This is a genomic window from Taurinivorans muris, from assembly GCF_025232395.1.
Taxonomy (GTDB): domain Bacteria; phylum Desulfobacterota; class Desulfovibrionia; order Desulfovibrionales; family Desulfovibrionaceae; genus Taurinivorans; species Taurinivorans muris.
In genome coordinates this window covers 14,275-37,339 of record NZ_CP065938.1, presented here as the reverse complement: position 1 = coordinate 37,339, position 23,065 = coordinate 14,275, and the positions used below count along the sequence as shown (strand labels likewise).

Genomic DNA, 23,065 nt, shown 5'->3' with positions numbered 1-23,065 from the left:
AGGAGACTTTTAATGAAAGCGAAATTTCTTTCTCTTATTTGCAGTGCAGTGCTAACGGGGCTTCTCTTCATGCCAAGCTTTGCAAGTGCGAAAACAACTGTCATCATTGCAAGTTCCGTTGACACCAACGAACAAAATTATTTAAACGTAACTTACAACAAATTTGTCGAACTTGCGCAGCAATATTCCAACAACGCTTTTGATTTCCAACTCTTTCCGAGCATGCAGCTTGGCGACGAAATCGCGACGGTCCGTGCCGCGCAGCTTGGAACACTACAAATAGCAATGCTGGCAACCAATAACTTCGCTCCGTTCTCCCCCTCCACCGGCTGGGTGAATATGCCGTATTTTTTCAACACATTGGAAGATTTCCGCAAAATGCTTGACATCATGTGGGACCAACACAACGAATGGGCTGTCAAAGAAGCCGGCTGCCGCGTGCTCGCCATTGTCGATGTCGGTTACCGTCAACTCACCACAAGCAAAAAATATCCTGTGCGCAGCCTGCAGGACGCAAAAGGAATTAAAATCCGCACTCCGCAAAATCCGCTTATGGTTTCAACGTTCCAATCCCTTGGTCTCGAACCTACGGCGGTCGCATTTTCAGAAACCTTCAACGCCTTGCAGCAAGGTGTTGTTGACGGTCAGGAAGGCTGTTTCAATAACGTCATCACATTGAAATTCTATGAAGCACAGAAATATGCAACAAAAATCAACTATTCCGTCCACAGCGCAAACTTCATCGTAAATGAAAAATGGCTGCAATCCCTGCCCGAAACGGAAAGGGAAGCCCTCATCCGCGCGGGCAAGGAAGCCATGGAATATGAACGCACCAAAGTTGCGGGCATTTTGGAAACCGATGACAAACTTATGGTTGAGCACGGAATGGAACTTCTCGGTGTTGTTACCGATATTGACGAATGGTTTCGTCTCGGCCGCACCGCATGGCCGAAATGCTACGAGGTCATCGGCGGCGGAGATGCGGCAAAAGGCGAAGCGATTATCAAGCTTGTGATTGAAAAAGGTCAAGGTATCATCGAGCAATAAATTTCAGAGGAATTTCCTTTTATTGCGGGAAATTCCTCTTTTTTATTTAAATTCGTCCTTATTTAATCATTTGTCTTTATTTTATTGTTCTTCATAGAGGTAATCATTTTCTCTAACGGGAGTTTTTATGAAAAAATATATCAGATGGCTTGACAAATGGGGAGAAGAAGCCTTTGTTTCCACCATGCTGGCATTTCTTATCGGCATATTGGCGATTGGCGTTTTTTCAAGGTTTTTGATGAACAAATCCTTTCCTTGGGTTGAAGAAGTCTGCAGTTACCTTTTTATTTGGTCTTCCTACATCGGCATAGCCATCGCCGTGAAACACAAGGAACAACTGAGAGTTCTCATCCTCATGGATTTAATCGCGAAAAAATACCCCGCCGTCGTCCGTGCCTGCTATATCGTTTCGGAAATCATCTTTTCCGTCTTTTGCGTCATTGTTTTTTATTACAGCCTCCGCATGCTTGGAAACATGACGAAGTTTCCCCAAGTTTCGGCGGCATTGGAAATAGACGTGTTTTACCCTTATTTGATTATTCCTGTCAGCATGGCATTAACCGCTTTCAGAACCCTTCAAACCGTATACCGTGATATTAAAGCCGGCACGCTGCAATACGTTTCAAAAGAGGAATAACACATGATTTTAATTGTAACGTTTGTTATTTTAATGTTTTTGGGTCTGCCTCTTTTCGGCGTAATCGGGCTTGCCACGGTTACGGCGATGATCGGCATGCCTTTTCCCATGGAGTTCATCCCGCAAAATCTCTATATCGGCATGGACCAATTCCCTTTAATCGCCACCATTGGTTTTGTCATGGCAGGCTTTCTCATGGAACCTGCCGGCATTACCGGTGAAATCATCGATGTTGCAAAACGCAGCGTCGGCAACTTCACCGGAGGATTAGCAATGGTGACAATTCTGGCCTGCATGATATTCGCCGCCCTCAGCGGTTCCGGTCCCGCAACGACAGCCGCCATAGGCAGTATCATGATACCCGGAATGATCAGCGCAGGATACCGCAAAGACGACGCAGCAGCCGTTTCCGCAACAGGCGGCACGCTCGGCATTCTCATTCCGCCAAGCAACCCTTTGATTTTATACGGAGTTGTCGCAAACACTTCCATTGCAGGGCTTTTCATGGCAGGCTTCATTCCGGGTTTCGTCATGACGACTTCCATGTGCATAACGGCTTATATCATCGCGAAAAAACGCGGTTACAAAGGAACGGGAATTAAATTCTCCCTCACGGAACTTTTAAAATCCATTTGGCGGGGAAAATGGGCGTTAGCCACGCCTGTCATCATTCTCGGAGGAATTTACGGCGGCATTTTCACCCCGACGGAAGCTGCGGAAGTAGGCGTCATCTGGACCCTTTTCGTCGGTTTGTTCATTTACCGCAAACTCACATGGAAAAATATCTCCTCCGCATTAATCCGAACCTCCGCATTTGCCGGCTCGGCGACAATTTTAGTCGGCGTTTCCATGGCGTTTTCACGTTTGCTCACCCTATACCAAATTCCGCAAACCGTCGGGGCGTTCATGTCCTCGATTTCGACAAATCCCTCCGTCACGCTTTTGCTCATCGCCTTATTCATCTTCCTCTGCGGATTCGTCGCCGACACGTTGGCAATGGTCGTGGTTCTCGCACCGGTATTTTTGCCTATCACCAACGCTCTTGGAATCCACCCCATCCAATTAGGAATTTTATTTGTCGTTTGCTGTGAAACTGGCTTCTTAACCCCTCCGTTCGGAGCCAATCTTTTTATCACCATGAAAATAACGAACGTGAAATTGGAAGAAGTCGCCTTGCATTCACTGCCGTATCTTCTCACAATTTGGGCGATCATTTTCATTACGGCGCTGTTTCCGCAATTTGTCATGTTCCTGCCGGAACTGTTGTTGTAAACAAAAAACAATACCCAAAATGGAGTTATTTACCTATGAATATGAAAAAAATCATCGCTGCCTTCCTGCATTTGGCAATGCTTCTTACCGCGGCTCCGGCATATGCCGCCGAACTGCCGAAACTTGCAAGCGCCTGGATGGGAGAATTTGAAACCTTCGTTGCATGGTATGCAAAAAACAACGGCTGGGACAAGGAACAAGGCTTTGACCTGAGCATGATACCGTTTGATTCCGGCAAAAGCATCGTTGAAAGCCTTGCCGCCACAAACTGGTCCGTTGCCGGCTGCGGAGCCGTTCCCTCTTTGATTGAACCATTAAGCGACTACGTGTATATCATCGCCGCTGCCAATGACGAATCCGCCTCAAATGCCGTTTACGTGCGCAAAGACAGCCCGATACTGAAAACAAAAGGAAACAATCCGCTCTTTCCGAACGTTTACGGTTCGGCAGAAACCGTTGCAAATAAAAAAATAGTGTACACCAAAAACACATCGGGGCATTACCTTTTATCGAACTGGCTGAAAATTTTGGGTTTATCGGAAAAAGATGTCATTTTGCATGAAAGCGAACCGACACCGGCATTAAGCGCCTTCACAGGAGGTGACGGAGATATAATAACCCTTTGGGCTCCCTTTACTTTTGAAGCGGAAAATAAAGGGTTTCAAACAGCCGCAAAAGCCTTGGACTGCGGCTTGACGCAATACGTATTCTTGCTTGCCAATAAAAACTTCGCAGACAAAAACCCGGAACAGACAACCGCTTTCCTGCGTATGTACATGAAAGGCTTGGAACATATCAAAAACACCGACAGCAGCCTTCTGGCAAAAGACTATGTCAAGTTTTACAAGGAATGGACAGGAAATGATCTGCCCGAATCGCAAGCAAAACTCGATATCCGACGCCATATAGTCTTTTCGCTCGAAGAACAGCTGGAAATGTTCGCTCCGAACGGAAAAATACAGCAATACGTTACGGATATGATCGATTACACAATTGAACACGGCAATTTTTCACCGCGTGAAATCGACAGAATGAAAGCAAACTCAAAAATTACCGACAATTATTTAAAAGCGCTTGCGCAATGATAAAAATCCTCCCCCTTGAAATATCCGCAGGGGGGAGGATTTTTTTATCAACACCGCTCGTAGTTAATTATACAAAAACAAACATGAAAAAAGCCTGCGAATTTTTCATCATACATCAGGAAAATATCTGTCCGCATAGGCTTTCAAAAGCACTCCGGTAAGGGCGACAGGCAAGGAAGCGTCTTTGACAAGCTGCCTCGTGGCTTCCAGGGTCGTCACTCTCGGCACTCCGTTTTTTGACACGATTAAATCGGCAAAAGCATTGGCAACTATCGAAATACAGCCGTTATCAGAAATTTTAGATCCTGTCAGATGTGCGGGATAGCCGCTTCCGTCACTGCGTTCATGGTGTTCCACCACAGTTTGGATAATGCTCGCATGACTCAAACCGAATTTATTCAGCAAAGCCGCTCCCTGACGCACATGGGCTTGATATTTTTCAGTTTCTTCCTTGTTCAGCGGCGCATCTTTATACACGATATGGGCGGGAACTTTGCACAAACCGATATTATGCAAAATCAGCCCGAGAGCCAGCCGTTCAAAATTTTTCCTGTTCGTATCGTCATTGCGTGTTTTTAAATAAAGCCAGCACCCGATAATCAATGTTGTTACGCCATGCGCGGCGACTTTAAATTCCTTTGTTTCTATTTTCGGCACAAAAGCATTGATCCGCTTCGTGTCTTTCCAGATATATTCGCAAAAAACCATGACATCTTTGTATAACGGCTCATAATAAGCCGGCAAAGGCTGTTCAAGCAAAAGTCCAAGCCTCATTTCCAAAGCCTGCATTAAAATCTGCACAATCTCGGATTCAAGCAGATTGGAGTTGAAAAGAACAAGTTCCGCCTGTTTTGAAAGCAAATCGACATAAATATGCTGATCACTGCGGGAAACGAATAAAATTTCATCTTTGCAGGCTTGGTATATTTCTTCCAATTGCTCATTGGAAAGCCGGACATCTTTTTTGGCGATCGGATATAACCGAGCAATATCTTCCTTAAAAATATATAAATCGACCTTAGGACGGTATTTTGGAAAACTCTGCAAGATTTCCATGCTGATAGGATAGTATTCCTCGCTGATAGATTCTTTCGTTTTCTTCTTATTCATTTCCTATGCCTGTTTCGTATAAATTTTTACCAAGTTTGTTCCCTGTGCTTGTAAATGCGGAGGCTGATCTCCCACGGTGAACACAATTTTCGCTCCGTGAGGAATAAGGGCGAACTCATCGACAAAATCCTGCACCCGCACCAAATGGCTTGGTTCCTGCGAATCTTTAACAAAATACGGCGACACGCCCCAAGCAAAATTCATCTTATGCAAAACATTTTTGCTCAAAGTCAAAGCATAAACGGCATGTTTCGGTCTGCAGGAAGAAAGATAAAAAGCACTCTTTCCTGAACGGGAATGAACAACCAAAGCATGCGCGTTCGCTTTTTCCGCCAACAAGCAAGCCGAGTATGCCAAAAATTCCGGCAGACCACAACTATATTCTGGCGTTTTTAAAATATTATTCGTTAAAAAATACTCTTCGGCCTGCGCTGTGATTTTCCGCATATAGCTTACCGTTTCGACCGGATATTCACCCATTGCCGTTTCTTCCGACAGCATGACGCAGTCAGCGCCGTCTAAAACCGCATTGGCGACGTCGGTCACTTCCGCCCGTGTCGGACGGTTGGCATGGACCATGGAAAGAAGCATCTGCGTTGCGACAATGACCGGTTTCGCAGCAAGATTGCAGGCTTTGATGATACGCTTTTGAATGGAAGGAAGAAGGGAGAGAGAACATTCGACCCCCAAATCTCCTCTTGCAACCATGATCATATCGCTTTCCTCGATAATCCTGTCCAAATTGTCAAGGGCCATTTGCCGTTCCAGCTTGGAAACGATAGGAAGCTCTTCCGCTCCCAATTCTTTCAGTTTGGAGCGGAGCAAAATGACATCTTCAGGAGTCTGCACAAAAGAAAGAGCGACAGCGTCAACCCCAAGTTCAATGCCGACAGCCAAATCTTTAATATCTTTTTCCGTAAGCGCAGGCAAATTGATCGCCTTATTGGGAATGGCAAGCCCTTTGCGCGAGGTGATGATGCCATAGCTTTGGGATTCAATCAAAACCCCGTGCCCCAAACACTCTTTTACGGTGAATTGCAAAGAACCGTCCGCCAAAACAAGCGATTCACCGATTTTAAGTTCTTTTATCACTTCCTCATATTCAAAAGGGATGAAAGGATAGGTATCGGAAACCTTTTCCTTTCCCAAATAAAAAACATCCCCGAACTGCACTTGATAGGAGTCGACATCCAAGGTACCGATACGGATTTTGGGACCGGACAAATCCTGCAATACGGTCAGATTGATTCCGAGCTTTTCTTGGACATTGCGTATGGCGGAAATAACGGAATGAAAGAAATCCTTATTTCCATGCGAAAAATTCAAACGAAAAATATTCACCCCGGCTTTTGCCAAAGCAAGCAATTTTTCTTCATTTGCAGAACTCGGACCAATGGTTGCAATAATTTTTGTACGCATATCTTCTCCTTATTTGTTTTCATTTTACAAAATTTTATTTCCGTTGTCGAGTTAACATTTGTAATCATTGAATATCAATATGTTTTTTTATAACAATCACTGCCAATAAAAATTTTATGAAATGATTATAATAAGATAAGAAAAATTTTATTTATAACTTGACAAAGTTAAAAAATAATGAAAAAGTGGAAAAAAGTGGTAAGAAGTGGGTTAAAATGAATTTCAGAGGAAGAACACAACGCAGCTTAGACCCGAAAGGACGTTTCATGCTTTCCCCGGAATACAGGGAAAGTCTGCTTCTGCGTATGCAAAAAAGCGAGAACACACTTTTTCTTCCGCAAAATGCCGCTAATGCCATAATGAAAGAAAACGAAATTTCTGAAATAAAAACCGACGAAAAAAGCGAAATAAAAGTTGTTGTCACAACCTATGACAGCTGCCTTGTCGCCTATCCGTGGCTTGACTGGCTTAAATTGGAAGAACAATTTACCAAAATAGCAAATCCGTCTTCCAAAGTACGGGCATTCCGCCGTTTGTTCATAGGCGGCGCCGAAGAACAATGCCTTGACGCCCAAGGAAGAATCCGACTCTCGCAAGAACATCGCGAATATGCACAATTAGATAAAGAAATCACTATATTAGGTCTTACCAACCGTTTTGAAATTTGGAATCCGACCCTTCTTAAGCAAAGCATGGAAGAAATTGATTTCAATGCCGTAAGCGATGAACTCAACGACAGCGGAATAGATTTCGCCTTGTAGAGTTGCCCTATGACGATAACCGCTCAAAACGCAAAACATGTTTCCGTATTGTTACAGGAAGTTATCCAAGCTTTAATGAGCCGGGAAAACAAAGCCTGCCAAAATCCTTGGTTTTTGGACGGCACTCTCGGCTTGGGGGGACACAGCAAAACTCTTTTGCAAGAATTTTCAAAACTCGGCATAAAAGCCAATCTTTGCGGATTGGACAGGGACCCCGATGCGCTTGCCCGTGCAGACGAAAACTTGAAAGAATATAAAGAACAATGCCGTCTTTTTGAAAGCGACTATGCAGGTTTTGAAACGGTTTTGCCTGCGATGGACTATCCTCTTTTCAACGGGGTTCTGCTTGATTTGGGCGTGAGTTCCCTGCAGTTGGACGTTGCGGAGCGCGGCTTCAGCTACCACAAGGAAGGTCCGCTCAATATGCGCATGGATAAGGGGTATCTGCAAAAAAAAGAAGCGAAGCCTTATTCGGAAACAGCCCATAGTTTTGTAAATAAAGCGGATTTCGCCACCATGAAGCAAGTCATTGAAAAACTTGGCGAAGACCCCCAAGCAGGACGCATAGCCCGTGCCATTATTGACAGGCGCCAGGAAAACCCCATTGAAAACACCAAGGAACTGGCGGACATCATCTATCATGCCTACCCTGCCAAATGGCGCGCCACGGCAAGAAACCACCCCGCCACACGCACATTTCAGGCGATACGCATGTACGTCAATGACGAGCTTGGCCAACTCAACACATTTTTAGATGCCATCATAAACCATGTCGCTCCCCATGGCGTCATCGCCATTATCACGTTCCATTCCTTGGAAGACAGAATAGTGAAGCAAAAATTCAAAGAATGGGCGTCGGACTGTATTTGTCCGCCCCATCTTCCGGTTTGCGTTTGCAAGCATGAAAAACAAGCGGAAATTTTAACCAAAAAACCTATTCTTCCCACAAAAGAAGAATGCCTTGCAAACCCCCGTGCAAGCAGTGCAAAACTGCGTATAGCCCAAAAAATAGGATAACCGTTATGAACGAAGAACAAGAAAACAAAACCCCTCTTCCCGTTCATATCCATAATTCCGGAGCATGGGGCTTATGCATGATTATCTCTTTGCTGTTCAGCCTCGCGACGGGCGTCGCGCTTATCTGGATCAGCATAGCCCGCAATGATTTGGGATATGAAATTTTTAAACTTCAAAAAGAAATTGATAACGGTTCAGCCCATATAACAAAACTTGAAGTGGAAAGGGACAGCCTGCTCTCCCCTTATGTTTTGAATGAAAAAGCAAAAGATTTAGGTTTGCGCATCGCCGACCCGGGGCAAATAAGACGGTTGATAGATTAGGCTTTCGTTATGATGAGAATACAGCAAAACAATACGGGCTTAAGACGGAAAAAGAACAAGCCCAACACAAAAAAGACAGCAGCGGGAAAAACAATGAAAAACCGCTGGGTTGCTGACCATTTGCTTCAATTCGACATTTCAAAAGTACGGTTTCAAGTTGTCGCCGTGATTTTCATCATCCTTTGGGCTATCCTTTGGGGAAGAGCGTTTTATCTGCAAATCGTCATCGGTCCGGAGCTTCGCGCCATGTCCTCGAAACAGCATTTGATGACCCAGCTGGTCGAAGCGAAACGAGGCAATATCTATGACAGAAACGGACAGATTTTGGCTCGAAGCGTTGAAGTGAAATCAATTTACGCCCACCCGAAACAAATTTCCGATCCCGATTTTACCGCAAAAACCCTCGCCCCTATCTTGGACCTTGACGAAAAAAAATTGGCGGAACGCCTGAAGCAGGACCGGTCTTTCATTTGGCTCAAACGTAAAATCGATGATGCGACAGCAAGCACCGTTCAGCAAACCAATCTTCCGGGCATAGGGCTCAGCACCGAATACGAACGGGTTTACCCCTACAAGCATTTGGCGGGACAACTGCTTGGCTTTGTCGGTGTTGACAATAAAGGGCTTGAAGGGGTCGAACGGGCGTTCAATGACGTTTTGGTCGGCAATTCACAAAAGCAAGTCGTCCCCCGCGACATCGCAGGACGGGCTTTATACGACATCAACGACAAAGAAAGCCGCGGCGAAGACCTGCACTTGACTATCGATGTGCAGCTGCAGTTCATCGCCGAAGAAGTGATTTCAAAAGCTGTGGAAACAAATAATGCGAAATGGGGAGGCGTGCTTATTGCCGATGCGAAAACAAGCAACATCTTGGCATGGGCACAATATCCTTTTTTCAATCCTAATAATTTCAGAAACTATTCAGCGGAAATATACAGGAACAGGCTTGCGGCAGACGCCCTTGAACCTGGGTCGACGTTCAAACCCCTTATTGTCGCGGGCGCATTGGAAAACAAAATCATAGACCTTGATACGAAATTCGATACGGAAAACGGCGTTTGGACCCTTGAACACATAAAAATCGGAAAAGATAAGAAACCGTTCACCATCGGCGATGACGGCAGAGCTTACAAAGAGCTCACGACGGAAGAGATTCTCGCCTATTCGAGCAATATCGGCATGGCTAAAATCACCCAAACAATGGGTGCGAAAATCACCCGCCAGTTTTTGCTCGATATGGGATTCGGCAATTCCACAGACATCGGATTGGCGGAAAGCAAAGGCATTATCCGTCCTTTACGCGATTGGAGCGAGGCGGACCTCCTTTCCACCGGGTTCGGGCAAAGTATTTCCGCAACAGCCCTGCAAATGGTGCAAGCCTTCAATATCTTGGCAAACGACGGCGAACGGGTCCACCTGCATATCATAAAGGATGAAAGCAGTGAAAATGTCGCGGAGCAGCGGGTTTTCAGCAGAAAAGTCGCACGCGAAGTGCTTAAGATGATGGAAACGGTCGTAGACGGCAACGGTACCGGCAAAAACGCCCGTATCGCCGGGGTGCGCGTCGCGGGAAAAACAGGCACGGCCCAAAAAGCGGGCTCAGCTGACACGTCGGGTTACGGGGATATGCGCATGGCTTCTTTCATCGGCATAGTGCCTGCGGACAATCCCAAGTATATTATTTATGTTCTCCTTGATGATTTGGATAAAAACTCCTACGGCGGACGTCTGGCGGCTCCGGTATTCCAGGAAATAGCCCAGAGAAGCATGGCATACAGCGGCGATTTGCCCGATGTCATTTTTGCAAGCGAGTCCAATAAATTTACCGGTGAAACCCTCTCGCTCAAACCTCAAAAACGCCAAACAATAAAAAACGGCATCGTTCCTGACGTAACCCGGCAGACTCTCAAGAAAGCTTTGGAAATATTCAATGAATTTGGACAATTACCGGAAATTATCGGCAACGGTATGTATGTGGTGAAACAAGAACCGCCCGCCGGCACAAAAGTCATCGTCCGTGATGAAAACAATAAGGAAAAAATAATCAGCCATACGTATAAACTCTATTTGTCCCTGCCTAAGGAACCGGAAAATGACGGACAAATCCAAAGCAATAAAGGAACGGAAAAATGATAAAAACATTTTCAGAACTTTGCGGCACCATACGGGAAAATTCTTTAACGCTCGCCACAGATTCCAGAACGGTACAGAAAAATGACGTTTTCATCTTCATGCCTCTTGCGCTTTCTTCACACAAAGGCACGCAATTTCCCGCAATTAAGTATATCGACGACGCAATAAAAAACGGCGCGGACCATATTGTTCTGACCCAAGACTGCTATGCCGCGTATGAAAAAGAATTTACGGCAAATCCCGGCACAGCTTTCACCTTGGTGGAAAATGTAAGGCAATCTCTTGGCGAACTTGCGCAAATTTCATTCAAAACAAAAGACTATCCTATTCCCGTTATCGCCATTATCGGAACAAACGGCAAAACGACATCAAGCTACCTCTTGGAACATTTATATGAAAAATGCGGGAAAAAACCTGCCGTTCTCGGCACTGTCAGCTATCACTGGCAAGGGCATTTCGAAGACGCGCCTCTCACGACCCCCGACTGCCTTACCCTGCACAGCGCATTGGCGGAAATAAAAAAAGCCGGCTGCGATGTCGTCATCATGGAAGTTTCCTCCCATGCCATCGACCAAAACCGTGTTGCGGGCATTGAATTTTCCGGGGCTATTTTTACGAACCTCACCCAGGACCATTTGGATTACCATGAAACAATGGAAAATTATTTCCAGGCGAAAGCAAGACTTTTCCAAGACATGCCAAAGAAAAACAAAGCGATGAGCGTTTTCGGCAATGATGAATACGGCAAACGCCTTATCACTTCATGCCCTGCCGCGCAACCTTTTTATTTGCACCAAAAAGGTCGTGCCGATTGTTCCTGTGTTTGCACAGACAGTCCCATCATGCACGGACAGCTGAAAGCCAACTCCCCGGCAGGACTCATTATCGAGCATTGCTACAACGGCATGAAATGGGAACTGAAAACGCCGCTTGTCGGCGAACATAACGCCTGCAACATTTTAGGCGTTGAATGTTTAGCCCTGCAGCTTGGCTTTTCTGTTGACGATCTGCAAAAGCTTTCCGGTTTCGAAGGGGTTCCGGGACGCCTTGAACGTATTTACGACAGCAAAAAAGATGTCAGCTATTTTGTGGATTACGCCCACACTCCCGACGCGCTCATCCATGCCCAAGACGCTTTGCGCAAGGCGGGCTTTAAACGCATCATCACCGTTTTTGGCTGCGGCGGCGACAGGGACAAGACAAAACGTCCGCTCATGGGCAAAGCCGTCGCCGAAGCGAGCGACATCGTCATTCTGACTTCCGACAACCCCAGAACGGAAGACCCCGAACAAATCCTCGACGATATTATGCCGGGACTCGCCGCGGCAAAAGAAGTCCGTCGCATTACGAACAGAAAAGAAGCCTTGCAGTGTGCGGCAAAGATTTCCCAAAACGGCGACGCCGTGCTTATTGCGGGAAAAGGACATGAAACTTACCAAATCATAGGCAAGACAAAATACCATTTCAGCGACCAGGAAATTATAAGGGAAGAAATATGCAAATAACCGTTTCTCAAGCACTGCAGGACTGCGATGCCGTTCTTCTTTATGACAAAGAATATGAAAACCTTTCATTTGACGGCGCCGCCTACGACAATAGACTTGTGCAAAAAAACAATCTTTTCGTTTGCATAAAAGGTGAAAATAACGACGGTCATAATTTTGCCAAAGACGCTGTCGCCCGCGGTGCGAGCGCCGTTTTGGCAGAAAAAAATCCCTTTGGCGAAAATCCGCCCGTGCCGGTGCTTTTGGTTGAAAACAGCGTAAAAGCATTAGGCTTGCTCGCCTGCAAGGCAAGGCTTCGTTTCGGGGAGGATAAAACGAAAAAAGTTATCGGCATCACGGGCACAGCCGGAAAAACGTCTGTCAAGGAACTCATCGCCCATATTCTAAGCATGGAAGAAGATTTAAGCTTCAATGAAAAAAATGTTGCCAAAAATCCGCTCAATTACAATACCCAAATCGGTATGCCGGTTTCCATTTTAAACGCAAGCGGCAAAGAAAAATACTGGGTTTTTGAACTTGGTATCAGCCATGCCGAAGACATGGACGAATTAGGCAGAATTTTATGGCCCGATATGGCGGTTATTCTAAACGCGGCAACCGGGCATTCGGAAGGTTTGGGAGATATGGGGGTCGCATATTATAAGGCGCAGCTTTTAAATTTTCTGCCCCAAAACGGCTCCGCCTACGTGAGCGGCGATTATCCGGATCTTTTTGTCCATGCCTGTTACAACAAAACCGACACAAAATTTTTCAGCACGTCATCTAAAAAAATTCCTTATCAAGGCAAATACTTGGGAGTCACGGAACAGGGCTTGGGCAAATATTCGCTCACAACACCAACGCATAGTTTTGAAGCGGAAAGCATTTACGTCGGGGAATACGGCGCGGAAAACTGCATAGCGGCGGCGAGCCTCGCCCTTGAACTCGGGTTCAGCGAGGAACAAATCCAAAAAGCCTTGAGAACCGTCCAAGCACCGGCTATGCGGTTTAATAAACATGAGCTGGGTCAATGGACGCTCATCGACGACACATATAATGCCAATCCCCTTTCCGCCGCCCGCATGCTTGAATCCGCAGGCGAACTTGCGGAAGATAAAGATTTTATCCTTGTGTTCGGTGAAATGAAAGAACTTGGAGATCTTGCGGAACAGGAACACGAGGAGTTCGGAAAGCTTGCCGCGCAAAAAAATCCTCTTGCGGTATTTTTCAAAGGCAGCTTCGCCCCAGCCCTGCAAAAAGGCTTGGCGGAGCACAATTACACAGGAATATTCAGCCCGCTTGAAAATACGGAAAAGTTCATGGAAGAAATAAAAAAACTCCCCTTCACGCACGCAAAACATCTTATCGTGTTCAAAGGTTCCCGTTCCAACCATTTGGAAGAATATGTAAAAGCATTCACGGAGCAAAACAATGCTGTATAACTTCCTCCTGCCCCTTACCGAATACTTCACGTTTTTCAATATATTGCGCTATATCAGCATCCGTACGCTCGGCGCCATGCTTTTCGCCCTTGTGCTGACGATTTTGGTCGGTCCGTTTTTTATCCGCATGCTGCATAAACTCAAATTCGGTCAGCAAATCCATGAAGACGTCGTCGTGCATCAAAAAAAAGCCGGCACGCCGACAATGGGCGGCATACTCATCATTTTCGGCACCGTGCTCTCGACGCTTCTTTTCGCGGATTTAACCAACAGCTACATCTGGCTTACTTTTCTTGTCTTCATCGGTTTCGGTCTCATCGGTTTTATTGATGACATGAGTAAAATCTCCCACCATAAAAACCAAGGGATAAAAGCCAAAACAAAATTTTTGGGGCAGCTTGCCATTGCCTGTATTTCCCTTATCTGCATGCTTAAGTTTTCCGGTTACAGCACAGTGCTTTCCATTCCTTTCTTCAAACAGTTTCTTCCCGATTTAGGTTTGTTCTATATTGTTTTTGCGGCTATTGTGCTTGTAAGTTCCTCAAATGCCGTAAACCTCACGGACGGTTTGGACGGTTTGGCGATTTTGCCCGTCGTGATTTGTACCGGTGTTTACGCTATTTTTCTTTATGTGGCGGGACACGCCAATTTTGCAGCGTATTTGCAGGTGGCATTTGTTCCGGGAGTGAGCGAAGTCGTTATTTTTTGCGGAGCGCTGATGGGCGCAGGGCTCGGTTTTTTATGGTTCAACGCCCAGCCTGCGGAAGTTTTCATGGGCGATGTCGGCTCACTCAGCCTTGGCGGAGTAATCGGCTTTTTAGCGATTTTGGCAAAACAAGAACTCATCCTCATTCTTGCGGGCGGCTTATTTGTTATTGAAACCCTCAGCGTGACCCTGCAAGTGGCTTATTTTCGCTACTCCGGCGGAAAACGTCTTTTCAAAATGGCGCCTTTGCACCACCATTTCGAGCTTAAGGGCTGGACAGAATCAAAAATCATCATCCGTTTTTGGATCATTTCCGTTTTATTCGCCCTGATGTCCCTCAGCGTACTTAAAATCAGATAGGACAAGATCATGATAACATTGGCTGAAATAAAAAACAAACTTGCCGGCAAATGCACCGCCCACGTTGTCGGAGGCGGAAATTCCGGACGCGCTGTCATAAAACTGCTCAATTCATACGGCGTTCCTCTTGTTTTTCATGAACAAAAAGAAGAAAAGCTTCTTCCGGAATTTAAACGCTTTTTGCAAGAACAAAACATTCCTTGTTTTTTTGGCGAACATAAAAAAGAGAATTTTTCCGGCTGCGATATCTTTATTCCGAGCCCCGGAGCTGCCATAGCTCAATTTGCCGGTCTTTTGCCTGAAACAGCACTTGCCGTTTCCGAAACGGAAATCGCCTATCTTTTTTGTGACGGCACCCCCATTTTGGGCATTACCGGCACAAGCGGGAAAACCACCACCACGGCCGTCTGCTCCGAAATGCTTAAGGAACAAGGTTTGAATATCTTCACCGGCGGCAACATCGGCACGCCTTTATCGGAATATGCCTTAAAACGTTTGGAAAATCCCCGAAGCGAAAAAGCCGATGTTCTTGTTTTGGAACTTTCCAGTTTTCAGCTTCAAACCTGCAACGCCCTGCCCGTCCATGTCGGGATTTGTTTGAATATTTCCGAAAATCACCTGGATTATCACAAAAACATGCAGGAATACACGGATGCGAAAATGAATTTGTTCGCCCACCAGACCGATACCGATTTCGCAGTTTTGGGGCAAGACATCGCCCACCTTGCAAACGAATACGGGTTCAAAGCGAAAACCATTGTTTTTGACGCCGACAAAAAGAATTTTCCCAAAACAAAGTTATTGGGTCAGCATAATCAAAGCAACGCGGAAGCGGCATGGCAAGCCTGCCAACTTTTTGGCGTAAGCTTTGAAAACGCCCGAAAAGCCATGGAGAAAATCAGCCCCATGGAAAACAGGCTTGAATTTGTCCGCGAACTTGACGGCATTACTTATATCAACGACTCCAAATGCACAACGGTAACCGCTCTTGCCGTCGCCATAAAAGCTGTAAGCGAAGCAGAACACCCTATCATCCTGCTTGCGGGAGGAAAGTTCAAAGGCGGGGATTTGGCTGCCTTGCTTCCGCTCATGCGGGGAAAAGTGAAACATGTCGCCCTGTACGGCGGAAGCCGCGAGTATTTTGAAAACGCATGGAAAAACCATCTTTCCCTTTCTTATGATGAAAAACTCAGCCAAGCCCTGGAACGTGCGAAACAAACGGCTGATAAAGGCGACGCGGTTCTGCTCGCGCCTGCAACCGCAAGTTTTGACCAATATGCAAGCTATATCGCAAGAGGCGGCGATTTTAAAAATCTTGTGCGAAATCTCAAATGAAATCAAAGAATTATTTCGGAATTTATTATGATTAACACATTGAATAAAAACATGAAAAGAAGAACAGCGCAAAGCACTGCATATCACAATATAGACTGGCTGCTTTTGGCATGCATACTTGTCATGCTGAGTTTCGGTTTGCTTATGGTTCTGAGTGCCGGCAGCGTTGTCGGAGAACGTGATTTTCATGATAAATACTATTTTTTTAAAAAACAATTCGCCTTTGTTTCCCTTGGGCTTGTCATCATGTGCATCTGCATTTATTTTCCGAGAAAAATCATCAATTCCGTGCACTATTTGGCAATCTCCGTCACCGTCTTCCTGCTTTTGCTCACATTGACACCGCTGGGCATAGACGTAAACGGAGCCAGCCGCTGGCTGCCTTTCTTCGGATTTTCCTTACAGCCTATGGAATTCGCAAGAATAGCCCTTGTCCTTTATCTTTCCTATTTTCTAAGCACGCACCAGCATTTGGGACGCACATTCAGCAAAGGGGTCATTCCCCCTTTTGCCATTACCGGCATTTTATGTCTGCTGCTCCTCTTGCAGCCGGATTTCGGTGCAGCCATCATTTTGCTGGCTATTCTCTTTTTCCTTTGCCTTGCGGGCGGAACACGTTTCATTTATTTGGCATTGTCTTTCAGCATGATGACAACGCTCGCCGTCAGCCTTATCATGAATTCCCCTTACCGGATGCGCCGTTTGCTCGCTTTTATCGACCCGTTTAAAGACGCGCAGGGAACAGGTTACCAACTTGTTCAATCTTTTTACGCCCTTGCAGAAGGAAGTTTTTTAGGTGTCGGCATGGGGAACGGACGGCAAAAACTGCTCTATCTGCCCGAAGCGCACAACGACTTCATTGTTTCCGTCATCGGCGAGGAACTCGGACTCCTCGGCATCACAATCATGATGAGTTTATTCATGATTATTTTTGCGCGCTGCTACAAAATTGTCATCGGACAAAAGGAACTGCGTGACAAGCTCACATCGTTCGGGCTTTCCCTCATCATCGCCTTGGGGGCGACCCTCAATCTAGCCGTCATCATGGGCATGGTTCCGCCCAAAGGCGTCGCCATTCCATTTTTGAGTTACGGCGGCAGTTCCATGATAGCAACCATGATATGTGTCGGGCTCATTCTCAATTATTCCCGCACGACAGCTCTTGAAGAAAAACCCAATACCGTCTCCGGAAAAACGACAAATCCGGCTATGCAAAAGCTCAACAAGGAATATGCATGATGGACACGCTTAAAATCATTGTTTCCACAGGCGGTACGGGCGGACATATTTTCCCCGCCCTAGCCGTTGCCGACGAAATAAAACGAAAATACCCCAATGCCGAAGTATTGTTTGCCGGTTCCTTATACGGAAAAGAAAAGGAACTCTGCCGAAAACACGGGCTTGATTTTTACGGTCTGAACGTGCGGGGAATAAAAGGACGCGGATTAAAAGCAATTTCAGCGCTTTTTGCCATGTCCAAAGCAATTCTTGAAAGCTGCCGTTTTTTGAAAAAATACAAACCCCACGCCGTGATCGGTTTCGGCGGGTATGCCTGCTTTGCCATGCTTCTTGCCGCAAAACTCCGCGGCGTTCCCACCATGATACACGAACAAAACGCTGTTGCCGGTCTTGCCAATGCAATTCTTGCGAAACTGGTTGATACCGTTTGCCTTTCCCTTCCGGATACGCAGAAGCAATTCAACCCTGAAAAATGCGTGCTTACGGGAAATCCCATCCGCCATGAAATTGCAAATGTGAAAAAGGAAAACAAAGATTATACCGAACTTCTCGTCATGGGGGGAAGCCTCGGCGCTGTCGCAATCAATTCTCTTGCCGTGCAGCTTCTCGGTACGCTTCGGGACAACAACATCCATATCATCCACCAATGCGGCGAAAAAGATTATGCCAGAGTTGCGGAAGCATATAAAAGTCACGGATACAGCCAAGCGGAAATCGACACCATGCTGTTTCCATTCATTGATAACATGGCTGAAGCTTACGCAAAAGCGGACTTCGCCCTTTGCCGGGCGGGAGCGACAAGCATTGCAGAACTTGCGGCAACGAAAACCCCTGCCCTTTTCATTCCTTTTCCTTACGCCGCCAACGACCACCAAACCGCCAACGCTCAAAGCATAGTCAGCCGCAGCGGGGCGATCATGGTCAAAGAAAGCGATATAAAACAATATCCCATGGATAAAATTATTCTTTCCATTTTGCAAAGTAAGGCTGAATTATCAGAAATGGCGGAAAACATCGGAAAATCGGCGCAAAAAAATGCGGCGGAAAACGTTGTTGTCGAACTTGATAACCTTTTACAGAAAAAGAGACAATCATGAACAATAAAATCCGTGCCATACATATGATAGGAATAGGCGGCAGCGGCATGAGCGGCATTGCGGAAGTGCTTCTCAATCTGGGCTACACCGTTACCGGTTCCGATATGAGCGAAAGCAAAACAGTACAGCACTTAAAAAAACTCGGTGCTGAAATTTTCATCGGGCACGCGGAAGAAAATATCAAAAATCCGCAGGTTGTCGTCCGTTCAACAGCCGTACATGATGACAATGCAGAAATTGCCGCAGCCAAAAAACGCAATATCCCTGTTATCGCCCGCGCTGAAATGCTTGCCGAACTCATGCGTCTGCGGTACGGCATCGCCATTGCCGGCACGCATGGAAAAACAACCACGACATCTTTAACGGCTTCGATTTTTGACGAAGCGGAACAGGACGCTACAGTCATTATCGGCGGACTTCTGAATGCATACGGCACAAACGCAAAACTTGGAAAAGGAAATTACCTCATCGCAGAAGCTGATGAATCAGACGGTTCATTTCTTTACCTTTTCCCGATCATCAACGTTGTGACCAATATCGATTACGACCATATCGACTTTTACGGAAACCAGGAAAATATTGACAACTCCTTTATTTCTTTCATGAATAAAGTTCCTTTTTACGGCGTCAACATTGTCTGCGGAGACGACGAAGGCATACAGAGAATACTTCCGAAAGTAAAACGTCCTGTCATCACCTACGGTTTCGGCGCAAACAACAAACTGCGCGCTGAAATTACCGGCAGCGGCAAAACAAATCATTTCAAGGTCTATAAGAAAATCACCGCAGCCAACGCCCAAGCGGAAGAAAAATTTTGGGGTGAGGTAAGCCTCAATCATCCGGGAAAACACAATGTTCTCAATGCGTTGGCGGCTATTTGCGTAAGTATTGAAGCGGATATTCCAAAAGAAGCTATCCTCGAAGGTTTGAAAGGGTTCAAAGGCGTCGGACGGCGTTTTGAATTAAAAGGTCAGGTCAATAACATTACCGTAATTGACGATTACGGACATCATCCGACGGAAATAAAAATGACTGTCAACTGTGCGAAGCAGGCATATCCGAACAGCAGAATCATCATGGCGTTCCAGCCCCACCGCTTTTCACGCACAGAAGCGTTGTTCGGAGATTTTTGCAGCTGCTTTGAGGGGGTTGACAAATTATTCCTTTCAGAAATTTATGCCGCCAGCGAAAAACCTATTCCGGGCATAAACAGTGCGAGCCTCGCCCATGGTATCCGCCAGATTTGTCCGAACCTTTCCGTTGCAACCTGCAATACGAACGATGAAATTATTGAAAAACTGTGCGGCGAAGTCAGGGAAGGCGATATCGTCATCACACAAGGAGCGGGAAACATCACCGCTTTAGCTCCAAAGATTTTGGAATTTCTGGGAAAATAAAACCATGCTTCAAATCCGGCACAATATGGCTCTCAAACATAAAACCACCATAGGTCTTGGCGGAAAAACCCCTTATTATCTATGTATAAAATCCGCCCGAGACATGCTGGAATTTGCTGAACTTGAAAGCAAACTCGGCATCCCTTTTAACATTCTCGGCGGAGGCAGCAACCTCATAATCGCCGATGAAAGCCTCTGCAAAGAATTGCCTTTTGGAATTTTGGATATTGACATCGTCGAAGAAATTTCATGCCGCCCGTTCATTGCCGATGAAAAAGAAATGCTTCCTCCTCTTGTCAGGGAATATTTGCGGCGTGGTCATACACATTTCACGGAACTTACCGTCAGCGCCGGATACAAAATTCCGAAACTTTTGCAATTCTGTAAAGAAAACGGGCTAACCGGGCTTGAGGGTTTGGTGGGCATTCCATGCCGTTTGGGGGGGACTGTCGCCATGAACGCGGGGGCATACCAAACGGAAATAAGCGACGTTCTTAGTCAAGTTGAAATTTTTCATAAAAATCACGGAATAATAAAATGCTCAAGAAAAGACATGGAGTTATCATACAGGCAATCTTCCTTTTTCTGCCAAGGGAAGAAGCTCGAAAACCCGATCATTTTAAGTGCGTCTTTCATTTTTCCGCAACTCGACAAAAACATTGTCAAAAATAAAATGGAAAAAAATCTGCTTACCAAAAAAAATACCCAACCCATTCACGCCCGCACGGCAGGCTGCGCTTTCAAAAATCCAATCAACGAAAACGGAGAAAAAATAAGTGCGGGACTTTTGCTTGACAAGGCAGGATTGAAAAATATCAAAGTAAACGCTATGCAATTCTCAAAAATTCATGCGAGTTTTCTTGAAAATACAGGTGACGGAAAGACTAAAGACGCAATAGAACTATTAAATATCGCAAAAGATAAGGTATTAACTTTATTTAATATTCATTTAGAAGAGGAAGTAAAATTATGGAAATAAGAAAATACTCTTTTAAAAAAAATAAGCGAAATGATTATAAAGTTAATGCAAGAATTAATTCAAATAAATTTATCAATAAAAATAAACCTAATAAAGAAGAAAAAATACGAAAAGAAAATTTTTTCGATAAGATAAATAAAATATTATTTCAGAAATATTTTAAAATTTTTCTTCCGATACTAAGTTCATGTATTATCATATGTATATTAATATACGGAAGTATCGAATTATATCGTCATATAACGGGAAATGATAATTTTTTACTCACGGAAATCGATATTAAAGGAGAAACATATCTTACAAAAGATGAAATAATTGATTTAAGTGGTTTACAAAAAAATACCAATATTCTTAAATATAAAATAAATCAAATAGAAGCAAATTTATTAAAATCAAATTGGATACAAGATATTAAAATAAAAAGAACTTTACCGTCAAAATTCATAATAGAAATTATTGAAAGAAAACCCTCTTTTATAATTATTAACAATAATGAATTATATTATCTTGATAGCAAAGCTCAATATATTGAAAAAGTTAATAAAAATAAATTTATCAGTTTACCTGTACTCTATACGGATAATGCAACCATTAATGAAATTAATATGTTACCTGATTTTATCAATGAACTCGAAACAACAGATTTTCAATACGCGATAAATGAAATAAGCTGGATTAATATAAGCCCTCTGTATGGCTTTGAATTATTTATAGAATCCAGTAATTTGACACTTCAAATCGACAAGCAGAATTATGAAGAAAATATAAAGAATTTGGTAAGCGTAATAAACGACTTAAAAAAACGTAAAGAAATTAGGAAAGTACGAAAAATTCAAGCGGCATTTAACAAAGTGATGATCATTAAAGAGCAATAAATTCTAATAATTTTTATAAAAAACTCTAAAAATTTTCTAGACAATTATTATAAAGTATGTTTGAATAAATCTATATACATTTGAGGAGTAAAAAATGCCCAAGTCAGAATTAATTGTCGGACTTGATATCGGAACAACCAAAATTTGTGTTGTTGTGGGAGAAATCAACGACCACGGCAATATAAATATCGTAGGTGTTGGCAATAGCCCGTCAACGGGGCTTCGCAAAGGAGTTGTCGTAAATATTGAACAAACGGTTCAATCCATTCGGCAAGCCATTGACGAAGCTGAGGCTATGGTCGGCTGCACCATCGGTTCCGTATATGCGGGCATTGCAGGCAGCCACATAAAAGGCACGAACAGCCACGGCGTTATCGCAATCAAAGGCGGAGAAGTCAGCCAAAAAGATATCGAACGCGTCCTTGACGCGGCAAAAGCCGTCGCTATCCCCATGGACAGGGATGTCATCCATATTTTGCCGCAGGAATATATTGTCGACGATCAGCGCGGCATTATCGAGCCGCTTGGCATGAGCGGCGTCCGTCTGGAAGTGAATGTGCATATCGTCACGGGCTCCGTCACTTCCGCGCAGAATATTCTGCGCTCCTGCCAGAAAAGCAATATCGATGTTACCGACATCGTGCTTGAAGCCCTTGCCTCTTCAAAAGCGATTTTGACCGACGAAGAAAGGGAAATCGGTGTCGCCATCGTGGATATCGGCGGCGGCACAAGCGACATAGCGATTTTTGCGGACAATGCGATAAAATACACCGGAGCGGTTCCTCTTGGCGGACAAAACCTTACCAATGATATTGCTTTCGGTTTGAGAACCCCTATTTCGGCAGCGGAAAAAATTAAAATCAAATACGGCTGCTGTCTCGGAGAAATGGTTTCTCCCGATGAAACCATAGAAGTCCCAAGCGTCGGAGGACGCCCCTCAAGGCAGGTCGCCCGCCAAGTCTTGGCAGCCATCTGCGAACCGCGCATGGAAGAAATTTTCTTTCACATCAACCAAGAACTGGAACGTTCCGGATATAAACGTAAAATCGGAGCGGGCGTCGTACTGACCGGCGGAAGTTCCCTTATCGAGGGGGCGCAAGAACTTGCGGAACAAATTTTCGGACTTCCGACCCGTATCGGCTCACCTCAAAATCTTGGAGGCGGCTTTACCGAAATGGTAAGCAACCCAAAATATGCGACAGCTGTCGGACTTCTTTTCTACGGCGCTGAAAACGAAGGCGCAAGCGAACCGATTTTTGCTGAAACAGACAGCGATTCCGGCGTACTGAGCAAAGTTTTAAACCATATGAAAAAATGGTTTTCAGAAATAAAATAGGATTACTT

General features: G+C 45.0%; 20 protein-coding genes. 18 read left to right on the top strand and 2 right to left on the bottom strand.

The window, feature by feature from the left end:
• Positions 1 to 12 precede the first annotated feature (12 nt).
• From JBF11_RS00155 to JBF11_RS00140, 4 genes are all read left to right on the top strand, one after another.
• Positions 13 to 1,047, top strand: a complete 1,035-nt coding sequence (locus tag JBF11_RS00155) for a TRAP transporter substrate-binding protein (protein ID WP_334315370.1) — start codon at positions 13 to 15, stop codon at positions 1,045 to 1,047.
• A 127-nt stretch (positions 1,048 to 1,174) separates the two neighbouring features.
• Entirely contained in the window at positions 1,175 to 1,684 is a 510-nt protein-coding gene (locus JBF11_RS00150) for a TRAP transporter small permease (protein WP_334315369.1), read from the top strand.
• Between the two features lie 3 nt (positions 1,685 to 1,687).
• The gene (locus tag JBF11_RS00145) at positions 1,688 to 2,956 is read left to right on the top strand and encodes a TRAP transporter large permease (RefSeq protein ID WP_334315368.1); all 1,269 of its coding nucleotides are present in this window, start codon (positions 1,688 to 1,690) and stop codon (positions 2,954 to 2,956) included.
• A gap of 35 nt (positions 2,957 to 2,991) precedes the next feature.
• Positions 2,992 to 4,041 carry an ABC transporter substrate-binding protein gene (locus tag JBF11_RS00140; protein ID WP_334315367.1) on the top strand — a complete coding sequence of 350 codons (1,050 nt, stop codon included), beginning with the start codon at positions 2,992 to 2,994 and terminating at the stop codon, positions 4,039 to 4,041.
• 108 nt (positions 4,042 to 4,149) lie between these two features.
• Here JBF11_RS00140 and JBF11_RS00135 read toward each other — a convergent pair whose 3' ends face one another.
• Together JBF11_RS00135 and pyk are read right to left on the bottom strand one after the other, a co-directional pair.
• Positions 4,150 to 5,151, bottom strand: a complete 1,002-nt coding sequence (locus JBF11_RS00135) for an HD-GYP domain-containing protein (protein ID WP_334315366.1) — start codon at positions 5,149 to 5,151, stop codon at positions 4,150 to 4,152.
• Positions 5,152 to 5,154: 3 nt separating this feature from the next.
• Positions 5,155 to 6,570, bottom strand: coding sequence for a pyruvate kinase (gene pyk / locus JBF11_RS00130; RefSeq protein ID WP_334315365.1), 1,416 nt, complete (start codon positions 6,568 to 6,570; stop codon positions 5,155 to 5,157).
• 215 nt (positions 6,571 to 6,785) lie between these two features.
• Here pyk and JBF11_RS00125 point away from each other — a divergent pair, with 215 nt between their 5' ends.
• From JBF11_RS00125 to ftsA, 14 genes are all read left to right on the top strand, one after another.
• On the top strand, positions 6,786 to 7,331 hold the full coding sequence (locus tag JBF11_RS00125) for a division/cell wall cluster transcriptional repressor MraZ (protein ID WP_334315364.1): 546 nt from the start codon (positions 6,786 to 6,788) through the stop codon (positions 7,329 to 7,331).
• A gap of 9 nt (positions 7,332 to 7,340) precedes the next feature.
• A complete protein-coding gene (rsmH, locus tag JBF11_RS00120; RefSeq protein ID WP_334315363.1) occupies positions 7,341 to 8,348 on the top strand; it encodes a 16S rRNA (cytosine(1402)-N(4))-methyltransferase RsmH in 1,008 nt (335 codons plus the stop codon).
• A 5-nt stretch (positions 8,349 to 8,353) separates the two neighbouring features.
• Positions 8,354 to 8,671 carry a hypothetical protein gene (locus JBF11_RS00115; protein WP_334315362.1) on the top strand — a complete coding sequence of 106 codons (318 nt, stop codon included), beginning with the start codon at positions 8,354 to 8,356 and terminating at the stop codon, positions 8,669 to 8,671.
• A 9-nt stretch (positions 8,672 to 8,680) separates the two neighbouring features.
• The gene (locus tag JBF11_RS00110; RefSeq protein ID WP_334315361.1) at positions 8,681 to 10,807 is read left to right on the top strand and encodes a penicillin-binding transpeptidase domain-containing protein; all 2,127 of its coding nucleotides are present in this window, start codon (positions 8,681 to 8,683) and stop codon (positions 10,805 to 10,807) included.
• Positions 10,804 to 12,312 (top strand): UDP-N-acetylmuramoyl-L-alanyl-D-glutamate--2,6-diaminopimelate ligase, encoded by a 1,509-nt coding sequence (locus JBF11_RS00105; protein WP_334315360.1) that lies wholly within the window; start codon positions 10,804 to 10,806, stop codon positions 12,310 to 12,312. The genes JBF11_RS00110 and JBF11_RS00105 overlap by 4 nt, the downstream gene beginning before the upstream one ends.
• Positions 12,303 to 13,733, top strand: a complete 1,431-nt coding sequence (locus JBF11_RS00100; protein WP_334315359.1) for a UDP-N-acetylmuramoyl-tripeptide--D-alanyl-D-alanine ligase — start codon at positions 12,303 to 12,305, stop codon at positions 13,731 to 13,733. The genes JBF11_RS00105 and JBF11_RS00100 overlap by 10 nt, the downstream gene beginning before the upstream one ends.
• A complete protein-coding gene (gene mraY / locus JBF11_RS00095) occupies positions 13,723 to 14,799 on the top strand; it encodes a phospho-N-acetylmuramoyl-pentapeptide-transferase (RefSeq protein WP_334315358.1) in 1,077 nt (358 codons plus the stop codon). Before JBF11_RS00100 ends, mraY begins: the two co-directional genes overlap by 11 nt.
• A 9-nt stretch (positions 14,800 to 14,808) precedes the next feature.
• A complete protein-coding gene (murD, locus tag JBF11_RS00090; RefSeq protein ID WP_334315357.1) occupies positions 14,809 to 16,134 on the top strand; it encodes a UDP-N-acetylmuramoyl-L-alanine--D-glutamate ligase in 1,326 nt (441 codons plus the stop codon).
• Positions 16,135 to 16,161: 27 nt separating this feature from the next.
• Positions 16,162 to 17,373, top strand: coding sequence for a putative lipid II flippase FtsW (ftsW, locus tag JBF11_RS00085; protein ID WP_334315356.1), 1,212 nt, complete (start codon positions 16,162 to 16,164; stop codon positions 17,371 to 17,373).
• Entirely contained in the window at positions 17,370 to 18,470 is a 1,101-nt protein-coding gene (gene murG / locus JBF11_RS00080; RefSeq protein ID WP_334315355.1) for an undecaprenyldiphospho-muramoylpentapeptide beta-N-acetylglucosaminyltransferase, read from the top strand. Before ftsW ends, murG begins: the two co-directional genes overlap by 4 nt.
• Positions 18,467 to 19,867 carry a UDP-N-acetylmuramate--L-alanine ligase gene (murC, locus tag JBF11_RS00075; RefSeq protein WP_334315354.1) on the top strand — a complete coding sequence of 467 codons (1,401 nt, stop codon included), beginning with the start codon at positions 18,467 to 18,469 and terminating at the stop codon, positions 19,865 to 19,867. The genes murG and murC overlap by 4 nt, the downstream gene beginning before the upstream one ends.
• A 4-nt stretch (positions 19,868 to 19,871) precedes the next feature.
• The gene (murB, locus tag JBF11_RS00070; RefSeq protein WP_334315353.1) at positions 19,872 to 20,846 is read left to right on the top strand and encodes a UDP-N-acetylmuramate dehydrogenase; all 975 of its coding nucleotides are present in this window, start codon (positions 19,872 to 19,874) and stop codon (positions 20,844 to 20,846) included.
• A complete protein-coding gene (locus JBF11_RS00065; RefSeq protein ID WP_334315352.1) occupies positions 20,837 to 21,721 on the top strand; it encodes a cell division protein FtsQ/DivIB in 885 nt (294 codons plus the stop codon). Before murB ends, JBF11_RS00065 begins: the two co-directional genes overlap by 10 nt.
• A 94-nt stretch (positions 21,722 to 21,815) precedes the next feature.
• Positions 21,816 to 23,057 (top strand): cell division protein FtsA, encoded by a 1,242-nt coding sequence (ftsA, locus tag JBF11_RS00060; protein ID WP_334315351.1) that lies wholly within the window; start codon positions 21,816 to 21,818, stop codon positions 23,055 to 23,057.
• Positions 23,058 to 23,065 lie beyond the last annotated feature (8 nt).